The sequence below is a fragment of the Stieleria maiorica genome, assembly GCF_008035925.1.
Classification (GTDB): Bacteria; Planctomycetota; Planctomycetia; order Pirellulales; family Pirellulaceae; genus Stieleria; species Stieleria maiorica.
The window spans coordinates 9,539,917-9,557,570 of sequence record NZ_CP036264.1 but is presented as its reverse complement, the minus strand read 5'-3'; the positions used below and the strand labels follow the sequence as shown (position 1 = coordinate 9,557,570).

The 17,654-nt window shown below is 60.7% G+C and carries 12 protein-coding genes; 7 read left to right on the top strand and 5 right to left on the bottom strand.

Annotated features, from left to right (window positions below; all coding sequences use genetic code 11):
- Window positions 1-70 precede the first annotated feature (70 nt).
- Window positions 71-3,898 (top strand): choice-of-anchor D domain-containing protein, encoded by a 3,828-nt coding sequence (locus tag Mal15_RS32695; RefSeq protein ID WP_147871569.1) that lies wholly within the window; start codon window positions 71-73, stop codon window positions 3,896-3,898.
- 227 nt (window positions 3,899-4,125) lie between these two features.
- On the opposite strand, the gene Mal15_RS32690 is transcribed toward Mal15_RS32695, so the two are convergent.
- From Mal15_RS32690 to Mal15_RS32680, 3 genes are all read right to left on the bottom strand, one after another.
- On the bottom strand, window positions 4,126-5,037 hold the full coding sequence (locus Mal15_RS32690) for a cell division protein FtsQ/DivIB (protein ID WP_147871568.1): 912 nt from the start codon (window positions 5,035-5,037) through the stop codon (window positions 4,126-4,128).
- Between the two features lie 76 nt (window positions 5,038-5,113).
- The gene (locus Mal15_RS32685; protein ID WP_147871567.1) at window positions 5,114-5,992 is read right to left on the bottom strand and encodes a UDP-N-acetylmuramate dehydrogenase; all 879 of its coding nucleotides are present in this window, start codon (window positions 5,990-5,992) and stop codon (window positions 5,114-5,116) included.
- A 123-nt stretch (window positions 5,993-6,115) separates the two neighbouring features.
- Window positions 6,116-6,517, bottom strand: coding sequence for a thioredoxin family protein (locus tag Mal15_RS32680; RefSeq protein WP_147871566.1), 402 nt, complete (start codon window positions 6,515-6,517; stop codon window positions 6,116-6,118).
- 640 nt (window positions 6,518-7,157) lie between these two features.
- On the opposite strand from Mal15_RS32680, the gene Mal15_RS32675 reads away from it, so the two are divergent.
- Entirely contained in the window at window positions 7,158-8,144 is a 987-nt protein-coding gene (locus Mal15_RS32675; RefSeq protein WP_147871565.1) for a Gfo/Idh/MocA family protein, read from the top strand.
- A gap of 225 nt (window positions 8,145-8,369) precedes the next feature.
- On the opposite strand, the gene Mal15_RS32670 is transcribed toward Mal15_RS32675, so the two are convergent.
- Window positions 8,370-8,636: a hypothetical protein gene (locus Mal15_RS32670; RefSeq protein ID WP_147871564.1), complete on the bottom strand. Its 267-nt coding sequence runs from the start codon at window positions 8,634-8,636 to the stop codon at window positions 8,370-8,372.
- 320 nt (window positions 8,637-8,956) lie between these two features.
- On the opposite strand from Mal15_RS32670, the gene Mal15_RS32665 reads away from it, so the two are divergent.
- The 3 genes from Mal15_RS32665 (at window position 8,957) to Mal15_RS32655 (ending at window position 12,364) form a co-directional block, all read left to right on the top strand.
- The gene (locus Mal15_RS32665) at window positions 8,957-10,273 is read left to right on the top strand and encodes a CpaF family protein (RefSeq protein WP_147871563.1); all 1,317 of its coding nucleotides are present in this window, start codon (window positions 8,957-8,959) and stop codon (window positions 10,271-10,273) included.
- Between the two features lie 83 nt (window positions 10,274-10,356).
- A complete protein-coding gene (locus Mal15_RS32660; protein ID WP_147871562.1) occupies window positions 10,357-11,328 on the top strand; it encodes a type II secretion system F family protein in 972 nt (323 codons plus the stop codon).
- A gap of 58 nt (window positions 11,329-11,386) precedes the next feature.
- Window positions 11,387-12,364: a type II secretion system F family protein gene (locus Mal15_RS32655; RefSeq protein WP_147871561.1), complete on the top strand. Its 978-nt coding sequence runs from the start codon at window positions 11,387-11,389 to the stop codon at window positions 12,362-12,364.
- A 90-nt stretch (window positions 12,365-12,454) separates the two neighbouring features.
- Here the strand turns inward: Mal15_RS32655 and Mal15_RS32650 are convergent, their stop codons facing one another.
- Window positions 12,455-15,208: a hypothetical protein gene (locus tag Mal15_RS32650; protein ID WP_147871560.1), complete on the bottom strand. Its 2,754-nt coding sequence runs from the start codon at window positions 15,206-15,208 to the stop codon at window positions 12,455-12,457.
- Window positions 15,209-15,387: 179 nt separating this feature from the next.
- Between Mal15_RS32650 and argH the strand changes: the two genes are divergently transcribed.
- Both argH and Mal15_RS32640 read left to right on the top strand, forming a co-directional pair.
- On the top strand, window positions 15,388-16,767 hold the full coding sequence (argH, locus tag Mal15_RS32645; RefSeq protein ID WP_147871559.1) for an argininosuccinate lyase: 1,380 nt from the start codon (window positions 15,388-15,390) through the stop codon (window positions 16,765-16,767).
- A gap of 437 nt (window positions 16,768-17,204) precedes the next feature.
- Window positions 17,205-17,654, top strand: coding sequence for a hypothetical protein (locus Mal15_RS32640; RefSeq protein ID WP_147871558.1), 450 nt, complete (start codon window positions 17,205-17,207; stop codon window positions 17,652-17,654).

Sequence of the window (17,654 nt, the reverse complement as noted above, 5' to 3'; positions counted from 1 at the left end):
CATTGAGCCACTTTTCCGATGGGCGTCACCGGTTCGAGATTCTTATTTGTCTCCTTCTCCCGCGCTTGCTATGAATCCTCCTGCATCATCCCGTCGCAATAAAAAACGTTCCAAAAACCAACTCCGGATCGAGACACTTGAATCGCGACGTCTGCTTGCGGCGAGTCTCCAATCCGGTTCGGCAAGCATCGATGGCGATCATGAAACCGATCCCTGGGTGCAGGCGATGTTCCACGGGCCGGTGATGCCCGGCCGTCCGATCCCGCCGGTTCAAGGTGTGGCGGCGCTGGTGGAAGAAATTCCCGATAGCGATTTTCCGATCGGCTCGGACGAGGCCGAGAGCGGACCGAGCCAGGCACCGCTTTTCCCACTCGACGAAACGTTCAAACTGCACAGCCGCCCGGATTCCAATTTCACGCTCTACATGGACTTTGATGGGCACACGACGACGGGGACGAGTTGGAATTCCAGCTACGGGATTCCCAGCATCGAACACCCGAATTATTGGGGCGGGTATGGAACAACGTTCTCTGATTCCCGATTGGAATTGATTCAGGACATCTGGCGGGTTGTTGCCGAAGACTTCGCGCCCTTCGATATCAACGTCACGACCGAAGAGCCTGCTGATCTGGACGACCTTCGCTACAGCGGTCCCGGCGATTTGCGTTGGGGGACGCGGGCGGTGATGACGAAAGACTCGTTCGCCAATTGTGGCTGTGGCGGGCACGCGTTTATCGGCGCGTTTGATGATCCGCAAGACGAACCGGCACTGGTTTACAACGGCGGTTTGTACGCCGGCAGCGAAACGGTCAGCCACGAGGTCGGGCACCAACTCGGCCTTGGCCATGACGGCGTCGGCAACACCACCTATTACGGAGGCCATTCCGACTGGGGGCCGATCATGGGGGCTCCGTTCGGCAAGGAGGTCACGGTTTGGAACAACGGAGACTATTTTAACGCCAGCAACCCCGACCAGGACGATTTGGCTGTCATCACGCGCGCCGAAAATTTCCCGTATCTTCCCGATGACTACGGGAATAGTTTTCGATTCGCCGCACCGCTGCGGGAGTCGGGCGGCGTGAACGTCGAAGCGTTCGGGATTATTGAAAGAAACACCGATGAGGACTGGTTCAAGTTCTCCACCGGTGGCGGTGATGTTTCGATCAATATCGACGTCCTGGACGTGAAACCGAATCTCAACGTGTGGGCCGGTTTGTTCAATGCCGATCGAGAGATGATCTTGGCATCCAATCCCGGCAATTCCACGTCCGCCTTTCTGCAGGCCAGTCTGCCCGCGGGCGACTACCTGATCCGGGTCGACGGCGTGGCGCAGGACGGGTTCTATAGTGGATTCTTCTTCAACGAACCCGACCCGGCACCGTACACCGAAGATCCGCCGAGCGGCTACAGCGACTACGGAAGTCTCGGTCAGTATCGAATCAGTGGCACGATCGTCGACACGGGCGATCCGACCGTGTCGATCGCGGCCAATTCAGAAACCATCGGTGAAGGAGGCTACGCCGAGTTCACGATCACCGCCAGTGACCTGAGCAACGGGACGGTCACCGTCGGTGTTCGAGGGGTGCGTCAAGCCTCGCCCGGACTGCCTGCCCCGTACTCGACCGAACCCCAGGACTTCGTCGGGCCGCTGAGCCAGACGGTTTCGATTGTCAACGGAGTCGGCGTGGCCCGGTTCCTCACCAACTTTGACGGACTCCCCGAAGGCGGCGAGTTCTTTGAAGCCCACATCATCGATTCAGGCAGCTACGCCGTGGCCGACCGCGTCGCCGGAATGGAAATCGTCGAGGTCCTGTCGACTTACGCCATCGAAGCGACCGATACGGTGAGCTACGAAGGTGACCCTCCGGGCGGCTCGACGCATCAGTTTACGATCAACCGCATCGGCCCGGCCGGAATCGCCAACACCATCGGCTGGCAACGCGTCTACACCGGCAACACACCGGCAGACGATCTGGATTTCACCTCGCCCCAATCGGGCACCGTGTTCTTTGATGTCGGAGAGACCACCAAAACACTGGACGTTGATGTCCGCGGTGACTTTGAGATCGAATTCGACGAGAACTACACGATCGAGTTGTTTATTCCGACCGATGGCGCGTTCCTGCTCGACGCGGTCGACTATTTGGCCGATGGCACGATCCTGAACGACGAATCGATCCTGTCACTGGCGACGACTGCCCAGTACCGCGTCCGTCAAGTCAATCATGACAACGGTGCCAGTGACAACTGGGCGATCGACAATTTCGTGATCACCGGCACGTCGATCGATGATGATTTCGATTCGGTGATCGACCCCGAGGTCTGGGACGTCATCGAGAACGCGACCACGGCCAACACGTTCCCCGGGACCGACGGCAACGCATTGTTCTTCTCCGGCACGGGGCAGCGCTCCGCGACGACCGATCCGGTGGCTCCGCAATTGGGCGCCCGGGCGAATTTCTCGATCATCTTCGCCGATTCAAATAGCGGCGGTCTCGATGCGACCGAGAACGGCGACGACGTCGTGCTGGAATACTCCTACGACGGCGTCGAATGGAGAGAGATCCAGCGGTTTGACGAATCGCAGTATCCTCGTTGGACCGACGTCAGTGTCGTGCTTCCGGTCGATGCGACCTTCCTGCCCACCGTCGTCGAAGAGGGCAACTCGGGACCGATCACGCGGTCGGTCGGGATTCCCAGAACCGGTTTCCTTGACAAGGCGGTTTCGGTGAACTGGTGGATCCAGCCCGGCGGAACGAACCCCGTCGATGTGGATGATTTCGTCGGCGGCTTTGCCTCCGGTGTTGCGACCTTCGCACCGGGACAGAAAACCGCTTACATCGATATCCAGGTCCAAGGGGATCGCGACATCGAAAACGATGAAACGTTCCAGCTGATTATCTCCTCCAGCACCGCCGGCATCATCGACAATGCCGTGCTCAACGGCACCCTGCTCAATGATGATTTCGTGCTCGCCGAAATCAATGTCCGCGGCGCCAACGATCAACCGATCGAGGATGGAGACCCGGCCGCGCCCGGAAATGGGACGGATATGGGGGTCGTCGAAGTCCAGGCGGACACCCGCTCGCAAACTTTCACGATCGAGAACTACGGTTCGATGAACTTGGACTTGTCCTCGGTGTCGATCACCGGTGCCCACAGCGGTGATTTCTCCATCACCCAGCCGCCCGCGGCCGTGGTCGCACCCGGTGGATCGACCACCTTTGAAGTCACTTTCGATCCCTCGGCGGCGGGCCGACGAAATGCACGCGTCCTGATCGTCAACAACGATCCCAACGAGTCGACGTTCGCCTTCACCGTGTCGGGCCTGGCGACCAACCTGAGGGTCGAGCAGATTCAGGTCAACCATGGCGGCCGTTCCCGCAGCCAGATCGAATCGGTCAAGGTCATCTACAACCAGCCGGTCAATCACCAGTCGCTGGCCGGTGCCTTCGAAATCCGCAACGTCTCGACCGGACAGTCCGTTGGCTCCATCAAGGCCACCCCGGCTGACTTCAACGGCCGAACCGAGGTCTTGTTGACGTTCGAAACGCCCAACTCGGTCCCCGTCATCCTGGACGACGGCTACTACGAACTCCGCATCCGTTCGGGGGCAGCGATGTCGCTGGGCGCCGATCCCTACCCGATGCTCAATGACCATCTGTTCGGCACCGACCAATCCGGGGCCGTCGACCGGGCCGACGCGTTCTTCCGCTTCTTCGGTGATTCCGACGGCGACGGCGATGTGGACGGCCAAGATTATGGTCGATTCGGATCGACGTTCCTGCGTCCCAACACCTCGCCCAAGTTCAACGATCAGTTCGACGCCGACGGAGATGGCGACGTCGACGGACAGGACTATGCCCAATTCGGACAACGGTTGCTGAAAACCCTCTAGAAGTCCTTTCGCTGCTTGGTATTCGGGTTGCGGAACTCGACAAAAGTTTGGCACTGGCGCGGCGACGCCGCGCCGAGAGGCCGAAAGCCTTGGCGGCTTCCGCTACGACACGGGCTGCCCGCTTTTCCGTGGCACCCGAAGTTCAACAGTTGCCCAAGCACCAGGTCGTCGCGGGGAGTCGTTCACGACGGCGGCCCGGAAGAGCCATCGTGCCTGCAGCAGCGATCCTATCGCAGCGGCGGCGTGGCTTCGCGGGCGATGCTCAGATCACCGCCGGGGACATAGTTGCCGCTCAACAGGTCCGTCAGTTTGGCTCGGGCGTCGCGTTCCCGCGGTTGTTCCATCCCCGGCGGGCTGCCCCAAAACAGGTGCGTGTTGTCACCGGTGATGATTTCCAGCTTGGGCACCAGATTCATTCGCGGGTCGCCGCTGACGGTGATCTTGGCGATGCGTATCTGGTCGCGGACCGCGGCGAGCAACTTGGCCAACAGCGCCGCCGATTCGACGCGGCGGTCGCCGAACGGTGTCCCCTCGTTGCCGGTCGGGTATAGCTCCCAGACTTCGATGTGAATCAATTCCATCGCGTCGTCATAGGTCAGCCCGGCCGTGGGAAGTAGCATCCCTTCGCCATCAAGCGGCAGGTAGCCGTTGACGTCCGAAACCGGATAACCCAGGCTTTTCAGGTGCTCGGCGATCATCTGTTTCCAGGCCTCGCCCCCGGTGACGTGGAACGCGGCGACCGGCTGACGGTAATCCAAATCCAACTCGAACTTGCCCGCGGGCAGCTTTTGCACACGATGGACGTGTTGGACCCAGGGGTGGCTGGCAAAGGCTGACGCCAGTTTCGCCGTCACGCTGCGATCGGCCGGCGACAGGTCCATCAGACGCGTCGAGTCATAGACCTCGGCCACCAAATCGGTTCGCACGAACTCGTGGGGCGGAGAAATCGTGATCGATTGCCGGTCCAGACTTCGGTAATGCGTGGCAAAATGGTCGGCATACCAACGCGAATAGGCGACGTAGGAACCGACCAGCAAGAGCATCGGCCAGGCCAGCGACCAGGCGGCCGGCGCCGCAATCAATCGGCGCAGCAGTCGGCGGATCGGGCGATGATCGGTTTGCTCGCTTTGCTTGGCCATCCGGCCACACCTTCCCTGGAGAATGCTCGCCCCGCTCGGTCGAATCCGATCGACCGAACACCACGTCGTGTCAGGCTTACCAAATCTGTAGATTCAGCTGCAAGTCGATCCCGGTTTGCAGCAACACCTGCTCGCGAACCCGGTCGATCAATTTCAAACATTGGTCACTGGTCGCCCCGGGATGGGCCACCAAGTAGTGCGGACGTGCCGAATCAAGCGCCACGTCGCCTTCGCGGATCCCCGCCAAACCCACGCTTTGGATCAACTCTCGCGCCGGCATGGTGTCGGGGTCGATGAACGGCATCGCGATCCGTTCGGCTTCGGTCGGCCGAGCGGCATTGCGGGCGATCCACAGTTTCTGTAGCCGTTTGGTCAGTGCGATCGGGTCGGCCGCTTCGAGCTTGAAATCCACCTCCACGATCGTCAAACCGTCCAGCGCGGATTTGCGATACGTGAACCCGACTTCGTCTTGTTCGTACTGCTTGATGGAGCCGTCGGACTGCAGCACGCGTACGCGCTCCACTGCCGAGCCGATGTCACGGCCCCCGCTGGAAACGTTGCCCAGGACGGCGGCGCCCACGGTGCCGGGGATGCCCACCAAATGCTCCAAACCTCCCAGCCCGCCACCGACCGCCTTGACCACCGCATGGGAAAGTTTCCCGCCGGCGCCGGCGGTCAGCCGATCACCGTCGATCGACAACGCACTGGTCGCCGCCGATCCCAACGTGATGACCAGACCGTCAAAGCCCGATTCGCGGACCAGCAAATTGCTGCCCGATCCCAACACCCGCGTCGGTAAGTCGTTCTCGGCCGCCCAGGTCACCACCTGGACGATCTGCTCCAGATCGACCGGTTCGGCAAAAAAATGAGCCGGACCGCCGATCCCGAGCCAAACCAAGGGGGCAAGCGGCTCGTCGGAGCGGATCAGATGCTGAAGGTGTTCTGGGATCGTCATGGTTGGCTGGCACGTCAAATTCGCACGTCAATTTCAAAAGCGTTCGCCCATGACAACGCTCATGGGCCGAGCGAAATCATAACCGTCTGCGAGACGTTCCAGGTAGCCGGAATCGACCGATCTTCAGCCGCGGCCGAGCGAAACCGCCGAACGAATCAGATTTCGGACCGGCTGTTGGGTCTGGTAACCTTTCAGTTGATGACGCTTCCATTGCCCCCCGTTGGTGCGGGTGAACATGATGATCTGGGGCAGCATCCGCTCACCCTTGGTCAGCTGCTTGACCAGCTCGGGGTTGGAATCGCGATCCAAAACCGCGACACTCACGTCGTCCAGCTCACCGGTCTGGGCCATCGGCTCCAACGTGGTTTGTTTCAAAACGTTGCACGCCGGACACCAGGGGGCACCGACGACCACCATCAACGGCTTGTCCTGTGCGACCGATTCCCGGTAGGCCTCGGCATAATCGGTCTTCAACGATGCCGACGTGACACTACCCAGTACAACAGCTAACAGCAACGAAACCATTCCTAGCTCCTTTTTTCAAACATGAACACCGTTCGGCGATGGCGACACAATGTCGGTAAATGGATGGACCGGTTATGAAAAGACGCCGATTCATTCAGACGAGGAACCGCCGAGGGCTAGTAATCCCGTTGTTGTCCGACCCGACCCGCATCAAGCGTTGGTCGCCGGAATCGGCCAACAATCGTCCCTAAGGTGAGATCGTCTTTCTTTAACGAAATCTCGCCTTCTTCCTTCCTGGAACCATTCTGGGATGCTTGGTCAAGCCGTCCCGAAAATGCGGCTCAGGCAGAATGGGCGGAGTATATGGGTGGTCCGGTCGGCTTCAAGCCGTGCTGATTAGATTTCTGTGATTATCAAATTGTGGATTTGCGTGTTAAATTGAAGCACCCTCCAGCGAAACGGTCAGGCGGTCGCTAAGCTGCGGTTAGACAACAAGTTGGGGCGTGCCAATCGACGTTCGGCCGTACCAAACCGGAAAGTGTACAAAAGTGCATGTGTCGCGAGAATGGGACGATCGACGCCCTTGTTCAAAAAAGTTGCCCTACCAACCCTGGCTGGAAATCCTGTCATCGCCGCCCCGACTGCCCTGCCGCGATCGCGATTTCCGCTCGCATTCCGCCGAGTTTGAGATGTCGACCTGATGAAGCTTCGAATTGGTCTGATCGGACTCGGGGATCTGTGGCAGACCCGTTATCGCCCCGCCCTTCGCATGCTGGACGATCGTTTCGATGTCCGCGCGGTCTACAGCACGATTTCGAAACTGGCCGAATCCACCGCCGCCGAATTCCAGGCCGATCCGATCGACGGCTACCGAAGCCTGGTTTATCGCTGCGACATCGACGCCGTCTTGATCCTCAAACAATGCTGGCTCGGTTGGCTGCCGGCGCTGGCCGCCTGTCAGGCCGGCAAAGCGGTCTACTGGGCCGCCGGGTTGGACTTCGATCCGCACTGTCAAAACGCGGTGCTCCAGGCGATCGAACAGAGCGGGGTTTCGTTCATGGCCGAGCTGCCGCGCCGATTCGCCCCGGCGACGTTGCGTCTGAAGGAACTGATCGCGACACGCCTGGGCGCGCCGCGGCTGATCCGCGTGCATCGCCAGTCGATCAACGACCAGATGCCCGAAAACGCTGGGCCATCGGCCTGTCGCACCGATGACTCGGAACTGGTCGAACTGGTCGACTGGTGCCGCTACGTTGTCGGGACATCCCCGCAATGTGTCACTTCGGTTTGCCAGGAAAACACGTTTCAGTCGTTGATGCTGCAGTACGACTGCAATCCCCATCAAGGCGTGATCGCCGAGATCGCCACCGACGGCACGCTGCCGACGCGTTGGAAAGAAGCGGCGAGCTTCCGCTCGCCCGCCGCGATGAAAATCCAATGCGAACACGGCGTCGCGTTCATCGATCTGCCCAGCAGCCTGGTCTGGTTCGACGACGCCGGTCGCCACGTCGAATCGTTGGAAACCGAATCCCCCGTGGGCGAACGCATGCTGCGTCAATTCCACCGCAGCGTGACCAGTCTGGTCCGTGATCTGGGCGGACTGGTCGACGCCTACGAAGCCGCCGCCGTCGTCCAGGCCGCCCGCCAAAGCCATGAATCCGGCCAACGCGTGATGCTTCCCCAGTGAAAACCAGCCAGTAACATGCCTCGTTCCCGGGCTCCGCCTGGGAACGACATTTCCCAGAGGCTCCGCCTCGGGTTGCACGCGGTCGATGTGGCGGGAGCCACGTTTGCAGTGCGTTGCAAGGCGGAGCCTGGGAACGAGGCAGGAGATCGATTTGACGCATCGGTCTCATCGGTCCACTTGGTGCTAAACTCCACCTTCCGACGGTCCGGTCCCTTTTCCGTTCAGTCAGTACACCCGCATCGCCCGCACGCGATCGGGGCGTCCCTTGTAGTACACCCGCTCGCCCGGTCGCAGCGCGGCGGCGGGGCGACAGAGTTGTTCGGCGGATCGAACCGAAGGCCGTTCGTCGCGGCGGACGATCACGATTCGCTGCGAGGCGAGTGAAATCATCAGCGCGTCACTCGCGTCGATCGCGTCACTCGCTTCGATCGACGGCGACGGGGAGAACGTTTCGGAGGGCTGCGGTCGGGTCGGGTGGGTGGTTGGGCTCATGCGCGAATTCTTTGACGGCGCCGGACACGTTTGGTCCGCCCTGGTCGACCAATCGCACGCCGATCGAGTGCCCCGGCGACCGGCAAGAAAATCTGTACCGCGTGCGAGCGTCGCGGTTTTGCATCCTATGTTTTCGCAGGGTCGACTCCCAAATCCAGCCTTCGGCGGTCTCCGCCGGACCGTAAGCCCGGACGACCCTCACAAACCGAACGACTCGCACGGGACAGTTGGCCGTCCAAGTTGCCAACACGGCGAGGCACCACGAATTCACCCACCCAGCACCTCGCGGTCGCGCACTCAGGTAGGACGAGAACACAACTATGGCAGCTCGAACATTGCCCGGCAAAGCGGATAGTCGCCAAGATCAATTCGAAGAAATCAAGACTCGAATCCATGGCAAATTGGTCGACAAGCTCGACCTGTCCCGCGTCGGCGACATGAAGGGTGACGCGTTACGCCGCGAGATCCGTGTCGTCATTGAACACCTTTGTGATGCCGATGACGCGTTGCTGAATCGTCAAGAACGCGAGCGCATCGTCGACGAGGTGTTGGACGAAACCTTCGGCTTGGGGCCGTTGGAATTGATCCTCAAAGACCCCAAGGTCAGCGATATTCTGATCAACGGGCCCAAGAGCATTTACGTCGAAAAGGGCGGCCAGATGCAGAAGACCGACGTGGAGTTCCGCGACGGCAAGCACTTGCTGCAGATCATCGACCGGATCGTCAGTAAGGTCGGACGCCGCGTCGATGAAACCTGTCCGATGGTCGACGCGCGTTTGGAAGACGGCTCGCGGGTCAACGCGATCATCCCGCCGCTGGCCTTGGACGGTGCCGCGGTCAGTATTCGACGTTTCGGCAGCAACCCGCTGAAGCTGGAAGACCTGCTCAACTACAAAGCCTTCACGCCGGAAATGGTGATGCTGTTGGAAGGCTGCATCAAAGCTCGACTGAATTGCATCATCGCCGGCGGTACCGGTTCGGGTAAAACGACCCTGCTCAACACGCTGTCGTCCTTCATCGGTCACTCCGACCGGATCGTGACGATCGAAGATGCGGCGGAATTGCAACTGCAACAAGACCACGTCGTGCGTCTGGAAACGCGGCCGCCGAACATCGAAGGCAACGGTGCGGTGACCGCCACCGACCTGGTCAAGAACGCCCTGCGGATGCGTCCCGAGCGGATCATCATCGGGGAATGTCGTGGCGGTGAAACGCTGGACATGTTGCAGGCCATGAACACCGGCCACGACGGTTCGTTGACGACGCTGCACGCCAACACCCCGCGGGACGCGATCGCGCGTCTGGAGACGATGGTCATGATGGCCGGATTCGAATTGCCGGTCAAAGCGATCCGCCAACAGATCGCCGGTGCGGTCGACGTGCTGATCCAAGCCAACCGTTTGCAAGGTGGGCCGCGCCGCGTCACCGCGATCACCGAAGTGGTCGGCATGGAACAGGATACGATCGTGCTGCAAGACATTTACAAGTTCAACCAGAAAGGCATCGGGGAAGACGGCAAAGCATATGGGGCCTTCGAATGCTCCGGCGTTCGCCCCACGTTCATGGACAAACTGGAAGCCGCCGGCGTCCGCTTGCCCTCGAGCGCGTTCCGCGAGCGAGTCATGATGCAGGCCTAACCGCCGGCCGCCCCGAACGACCCAAACCCTGATCCCGACTTTTCGATCCCTTCGCTCTCCGAACCCCAACGACCTGATCTGACATGACCGGTACCGTCATCATCATTGCCGTCGGCATCTTTGTCGCCTCCCTGGTGGCACTGGCTGCCAACATGCTCGTCCCCGGCGGTGACAATACCGCAACCGAAGATCGGCTGGCGCAAATGGCGTCGCGTCGTCGCGTCAGCGGTGGCAAGCAAGCCGAAGAATCCGGTTCGTTGCTGATGGAGGGCGGGTTCGAAGATGCGTCCGGCCTCATCGGCAGCATCATGAAAAGTTTGCCGGGGTTGGGGGAATACCTCGATCAGGCCGATGTGCGGATGCCGCCGGCCCAGTTCGCAATGATTTGCATGGGGGCCTTCGGCGCAGGCGTCGCCCTGTGCCTTGCCAGCCCGTTCAAGTTGCTGGCCATCTTTGTCGGTCCGATCTTTGCCATGGTGCCCTTCGGTTGGCTGATGGTCAAACGCAAGCGGCGGCTGTCGAAGTTCGGCAATCAGATGCCCGAGGCACTCGAGTTGCTCGGCCGTTCGTTGCGTGCCGGCCACTCGCTGAACGCCGGATTCGGTCTGGTGTCCAAGGAGATGGAAGACCCGTTGGCCCGCGAGTTCGGACGTGCGTTCGAAGAACAAAACCTGGGCATCCCGCTGGACGAGGCGATCGAGGACATGGCCGATCGCGTTCCCAACATGGACCTTCGATTCTTCGCCACCGCCGTCGTGCTGCAACGACAAACCGGTGGTGATTTGGCCGAAATCTTGGACAAGATCGGACACCTGATCCGCGAGCGATTGCAGATCCTCGGTCAAATCCAAGCACTGACCGGGGAAGGCCGGATGAGCGGTGCCGTGCTGCTGGCGCTGCCGCCGGTGCTGTTCCTGGTCATGCTGAAACTGAATTACGAATACGTGATGATGCTGTTCACCGATGAACTGGGACGCTACATGCTGGGCTTCGGATTGATCACCCAGATCATCGGAGCCTTGGTGATCAAGAAGATCATCACGATCAAAGTCTAACCCGCATCCCGCCACCGACCGCCAGACCCGTCTTTCACCGGCCAACCGGATCCCAACGATGACCCTCCTGCTCGCCCTTTCGATCAATCCGATTTATGTCACCGCTGGCGCGATCTTCATGTTCGTGACCCTCGGCATGTGGTTCGTTCTGGCACGCGTCTCCGGAGACGACAAGCCTCGCGCCGAAGCGCGTTTGGACATGATGCGAAAGCGTCGTGCCGGCCAGGCGTCCGCCGTCGAAGGCGGCGACAAAGCCAACAAAAAGAACGAAGCCCTGACCGCGTACTTGGAGAAGGCCGCGACACCGTTGGCCGACAAGGTCAGCGGCAATGAAAAGGAGATGGGCCAACTGCGAGAGATCCTGATGAACGCCGGCTTCCGTCGCGAAGCCGCACCGGTCGTCTACAAGACCATCCAACTCGGTGCCTCCGCGCTCGGCCTGTTCATCGGCAGCACCTACGGGTTCTTCGCCAACGGATTCGGCCAAGACATGATCATCAAAGTCGGCGGCGGGCTGATCGTCGGCTTCATGATCCCCAAATTTGCACTCGGCATGATGGCCAAAAAGCGGATGGAAAAAATCTTCCTCGGCCTGCCCGATGCACTCGACTTGATGGTCGTCTGTGTCGAAGCCGGTCTGGGGATGGACCAGGCCCTGCGAAAGGTCGCCGAGGAAATGGAAAAGAGCCACAAGGAGATCGGCGAAGAATTCGGCATCGCCAACAAGCAACTTCAACTCGGACGCACGCGTAGCGAAGTGCTCCAGGCACTCGGTTTCCGCAGCGGCGTCGATGACCTGAAACAGCTCGCGTCGATCTTGATCCAAGCCGACAAGTTCGGCTCTTCGATCGCCGCGGCACTGCGGGTCCAAAGTGACGCCATGCGAACCCGCCGTCGCCAGATCGCCGAAGAGAAAGCGGCCAAGACCGCCGTCAAGATGATCTTCCCGCTCGTCTTGTTCATCTTCCCCGGCATCTTCGTCGTCCTGGTCGGCCCGGCCGGCATCAGCATGTACCGCAACATGCTCAGCCAATAGGCGGGTGTTTGTGGTAGCGGAAGCCGCCAAGGCTTTCGGCCTTCTACTCGCCGGCTTCGCCGACGAGAGCGAAACTCTTGGCGAGTTCCGCTACGGCACCGCCCCCCGCGCGACCGTGATTTCGACGTCGGCCACCAAGCGGTCGCTGTACTGGGACATCGTGAACGTGCCGCCGCGGAACCAGTTCAACAACGGGGCGACGTAATCGGCCGGTGGCACCGCCAGCGGCTCGTTGCCGTTCCACGCCGTGCTTCGCCAGCGTTTCTCGAGCTGGTCGTATTCATACTGGCCGCCCAGCGGGCATTGCAGCGGAACCCCCAGCACCAGGGTGACGTTATCGATCGCCTGTTCCGGACTGACGTGCAGCTGCTCGGAGAACTGGTTCAAGAACTCCGCGCCCGCACGGCTGGCTTGAGCGGCGTTCTGATACAGTTCGTTGTTCACCCAGCCCTCCAACTGGCTGCCGAGCAAGCTGCCGACGCGGCCGCGAACGGTCGCCGGTTGTCCGACGTCGGTGGCTTCCAGAAACGGCAAGGTGCTGTTGAGAATCTCCGGCTGAAACGACAGCACACTGAAACCGCCTCCGGTGTATCGGTACAGCCCGCCGATCAGTTTGGACATCCCCGGCCCGACCGGGCGTCCGCGCCCCAGCCCCAGCGGCAATCGGTCCAGCGCCCCCGGTTGCGGCCAGGCGCCCAGATAGGCCGGCAATTCCCGCAGCGCCCAATAGGTTTTCAAGATCCCTTCGAACTGGTCCGGTGCCGGCGGGAACGTGTCCTTGATGCCGGCGAACAGGTGCGTCGGCGGACCGATCTGGGCGCTGGCCACGTGCGCCTGGACCGCGACGATGTCGTCGGGCGCAAAACGCATTGCGACCGATGTGGGAGGTCCGAGCTGTTTGGCCCACTTGCCATACTTTTCCGGCGTCAGCGGAGCGATCTCGGCATGAATCGAAATCCGCTCCATGGTGGCGTCACCCGGGACGTCGTCGCGGCGCAATGCGACGATGATCGGATCAAGCTGCGGAAACCGTTCGCTGTATTCCCTGGCGATCCGCGTGTACCAGTCATACTCTTCGCGGGTGACCGATTCGATGTTCACATCGGCGATCGGCAGGAACGTTCCGCGGACCCCGCGCAGGGTGTCGATCACTTGGTCGCCGACGGAGATCACGCCGCTGCCGTCGCTGCGGTTGCCGAACGAGAGCGGCAAGAACCCTTTTTCGATCAACTCGTCCACGCCGAGGCTGTCACCGTTTTCCGCGACCACGCCCTCGGCCGTCGCGGCCAAGCGGGCCAAGTGGACCAGCGCGACATCGCTTTGGGCGCTCGACCGCCGCCGCAATTCGATCAGGTATTCCGGCGACACCAACCGCTGCAGCATCTCGGGCGAAAAGTACGCAAAGATCGTGTCGTCACGGGAAATCGGCACCAGCGACCGCGACAGTCGAAACGAATCGGTTGCCGCCAGCGACTCGCCGCTCTGGCCGACTTCGAAAAAACGTCGTACCAACGTCTCGCTGTTGGTGATCAAAAAATAACCGTCGTCTTCGGCCAGAAATGATCGCACCGAATTGTCCGCACTGGCCAAAAACGACACCTCGCGCCCGGCGATCGTGACGGTCTTCAACGTCACCGCGTCGTCGCTGCGGGCCCGATTGGAACGGTCCGACGTCAGGGATGAACGCAGCAGAAACGCATTGGCGGATTTCATGATCACGCCCATCGTCGCGCCGTCAGACGTGAACAGATCGCGGCCGATCACCGCTTGGTCCAAAACGACCGTCGGCCCCAGAGTTCGCGACAATTGATTGATCTTGACCGAAATCTGCCGCTGGAATCGAGCCGTCGCTTGCACTTCGGTCCCACGCAGCTTGACCATTCGACCCACATCCCCGCCGTACTCCTGGGCCAGATCCAGGAACCACAGGTAATTGTTGAACTCCCCGAACCGCAGATAAAAACACTCCGGCGGGACACGCGAAGCGATCGGTTCGGTGACCACATCGTCGTCGATCGGTCCCGGCGTCGCGGTCTGCCACTGGGGGCCTTCGGGCAATCCGACCAACTCCGAAGCCTCGTATTGCTTCTCGGCCGGCAGATTGACATCCGTCAGACCCGCGGCGGTGCGGCGAAACACTTCCTGCGTGACCGCTTCGGCGCCGCCCAAGTATTTCAGCGTCGCCAATAACGGATCGCCCTGGTCCTTGGTCTCGGTGAACCAGGTCGGCAAGGGGTTGCCCGTCCGTCCGCTCAGCATCGCCACCAAATAACTCTCCACCCAAGGCGGATAATCGCCGGCGTCGATTTGCTGCTTTGCATTGGCGGCATAGGTTTGCCACCAGCGGGCCGTTGACGCGCCAAACACGGCAGCGTCGCGAGTCGGTTTCAATTCATAAACACCGACATCTCCCAGGCCGTCGGCCAGTCGGACTCGAAACGGCGTCGTTCCCTTGAACAAGAACGTCGCCCGCCTGGCGACGATCTGACTGGTCGGAGCGTCCGAGTCGGTGATCTCACGCAGCAGCTTTCCCAGCCGTCCCAGCAATCGTCCGTTACCCGGCTCCGGCACCGGCCGCTCCGACGGGGGAACGATTCGCACCTCCACGTCCTCGCTGACCGGATAAAAAACCCGGCCCGAATCGCTGCTGACCGTCAGCGGCCGCGGTGCTTCGCCGATGATCGGGCTGGCCAGCGGCAGCTCGATCGTCGCAATGCCGTACTGCTGGTCGCCCGGCCCCAGCACCGCTGCGGCCAATACATCGACCGCCCGGGCCACCGGCGACGCATACGCCTGGGGAAGCAGGACGCACAGCAACGCGAACGTGAATCGCAAACAACGCATCAGAAAATCCTACGGGAATACTCGGCCGACCAATCGCCTCCGCCCGCCGGGTCGTCACCGGTCGCGGACTTCGCGATACTGTCGTGCAGCATGATTGGACGGATCGGTCGCCATCGGCAAGCCCGGCATCCGTTTTACGACAGTATCTCCCCCTAGACCCTATTTGGATAGCCAGACCCGTGGATAGCCCCTCCCGAAGCGGTGTTTTCGAGGCCAGCACCGACGCCCGACTCGAATCATTCGCCGAATCCATCAGTTTCGACCGCCGGCTGTTCCGCCAAGATATCCGCGGCTCGATCGCCCATGCCGACATGCTCCGCAGCGTCGGACTGATCAGCGACAATGATTTCACCGCCATCCGCGACACTTTGAAAGAAATCGAATCCGAATTCGAATCCGGCGACTTTCCGATCCGGCTGGAGTTGGAAGATGTCCATATGCACATCGAATCGGCGCTGATCGAACGCATCGGCGACGTGGGGCGAAAACTGCACACCGCCCGCAGCCGCAACGATCAGGTCAGCACGGATGCGCGGATGTGGATCCGCGAGACGCTCGACCAGGTCGACGTCCTGCTGGAATCGTTGCAACAGTCCTTCTTGGGCCGATGCGAGGGCGACATGGATGTGATCCTGCCGGCTTACACGCACCTACAACGCGCCCAGCCGGTGCTGGCGCCACACTACTGGTTGGCCTACATCGAAAAATTTCAACGCGACCGCGATCGGATCGCCGATTGCCGACGTCGCGTCAATCAATCGCCGCTGGGCGTGGCCGCCGTCGCCGGAACGACGCTGCCGATCGATCGCCGGCAAACGGCCGCGGCACTCCAGTTCGATGGCATCACCGCCAACAGCTTGGACACCAGCAGCGACCGGGACTTCATCCTCGAATCCGCTTTCGTGCTGTCCATGATCGCCTCGCACCTGAGCGGCTGGGCCGAAGAGTGGATTCTGTGGAGCACCGTCGAATACAACTTCATCAAGATCCCGCAACAGTTCTGCACCGGCAGCAGCATCATGCCGCAGAAGGTCAACCCGGACACGTTGGAATTGACTCGCGGCAAATCGGCGCGCGTGATGGGCAATCTGCAAACGTTGATGTTGCTGGTCAAGAACCTGCCGCTGGCCTACAACCGCGACCTGCAAGAAGACAAGCCGCCGCTGTTCGATTCCTTCGACACCGTCATCGCAATGTTAGAACTGGCGATCCCGATCGTCGCCGGCAGCGAGTTGCAGCGCGAGCGGATCGCCGCTCGGATCGAAGAGGGCTACTTGGACGCGACGACGCTGATGGAATGGCTGATCAAAAAAGGCATGCCACAGCGGACGGCCCACCATGCCGTCGGCGCGATCGTCGGCGCGGCGATGGCCGCCGACGTCCCGCTGGCCGAGTTGCCGCTGGAAACGATGCAACAACACGCCCCGGAAGTCGACGCGTCGATCCTGGAAGTCCTGGGGACAAAAAACGCGATCGCCGCCTTCACCAGCTACGGCTCCACCGCCCCGACCCAAGTCCGCGACCAAATCGCCGCCTGGACGAAGCGTCTGGCTAGCTAGCAGTCTGCCGCAACTCAATTTGCGTATTTGACGACGCGCTGCGAGTGTCGCCGTGTTCTCCGAACTCGGCGCATCGAAAAGCGAAGCGTTGCTAAATACCGCTACGTTACAGAGCCGAACATCGAGGACGGATCAAGCAATGATGTCGCGAACCGCTCAAGGATCTCGAATACGCGACGCGACATGTTGACTGGCGGTCGGCTGGGCAAGTGACAGACTTTCTTTCAAAACGTTGGCGGTTCGCTCCCAAACTGACAGTCGAGCACTCAGCAAACGGCGTCGGAAGCCAAGCATAGGAGCATTTTTTCTGCGCGGACGTTGACAACACGGCATTTACCTGTATTGTGCAGGCATTGAGGGAGGTGGATTCGCAGAGTGTGCCCCACTCCCGCAAGTCCGCTGTACCGTCGTGCCAACTCAAACGTCAGCCAGGTGCCATGTCTCCAGTAGAAAATCGCAACGTCCGACTTCCGCGTTTGGCGTTGGTGATTCGTCTGCTCTTCGCGTTGTTCCTGTTTGGAACGGGGATCATGACGATGAACTTTGCCATCAACGGTTACCCGGCTGGTGACCCGCCGGACGAAGTCGGGCAGTTCATGATCGCGTTACAGAAAACGGGCTATCTGATCTTTTGGGTCGGCTTATTCAAAGCGGTCACCGGCGGGTTGATGTTCTTCCGGCGGACAGTTCCGCTGGCGATCCTGATGTCGCTGCCCTATGCGTTCAACATTCTTCTTTACGTGACGTTTTTTGCGCATCAATATCTGATCATCGGCCTGCCGGATTTCGCCGCATGTGCCTTCCTGATTTACTGCCACTTTGATTGGTATCGTCCGATCTTTGCCGGCCCCACGGCAGCTCCCCTACCAATACCACAGGGCGATTGA

Coding starts and splice junctions, on each gene's coding strand:
- Mal15_RS32690 (WP_147871568.1), bottom strand. CDS start 5,037: ATGGCCAAGCAAAGCGAGCAAACCGATCATCGCCCGATCCGCCGACTG.
- Mal15_RS32650 (WP_147871560.1), bottom strand. CDS start 15,208: ATGCGTTGTTTGCGATTCACGTTCGCGTTGCTGTGCGTCCTGCTTCCC.
- Mal15_RS32660 (WP_147871562.1), top strand. CDS start 10,357: ATGACCGGTACCGTCATCATCATTGCCGTCGGCATCTTTGTCGCCTCC.
- Mal15_RS32670 (WP_147871564.1), bottom strand. CDS start 8,636: ATGAGCCCAACCACCCACCCGACCCGACCGCAGCCCTCCGAAACGTTC.
- Mal15_RS32680 (WP_147871566.1), bottom strand. CDS start 6,517: ATGGTTTCGTTGCTGTTAGCTGTTGTACTGGGTAGTGTCACGTCGGCA.
- Mal15_RS32675 (WP_147871565.1), top strand. CDS start 7,158: ATGAAGCTTCGAATTGGTCTGATCGGACTCGGGGATCTGTGGCAGACC.
- Mal15_RS32695 (WP_147871569.1), top strand. CDS start 71: ATGAATCCTCCTGCATCATCCCGTCGCAATAAAAAACGTTCCAAAAAC.
- Mal15_RS32640 (WP_147871558.1), top strand. CDS start 17,205: ATGTCTCCAGTAGAAAATCGCAACGTCCGACTTCCGCGTTTGGCGTTG.
- Mal15_RS32655 (WP_147871561.1), top strand. CDS start 11,387: ATGACCCTCCTGCTCGCCCTTTCGATCAATCCGATTTATGTCACCGCT.
- Mal15_RS32665 (WP_147871563.1), top strand. CDS start 8,957: ATGGCAGCTCGAACATTGCCCGGCAAAGCGGATAGTCGCCAAGATCAA.
- Mal15_RS32685 (WP_147871567.1), bottom strand. CDS start 5,992: ATGACGATCCCAGAACACCTTCAGCATCTGATCCGCTCCGACGAGCCG.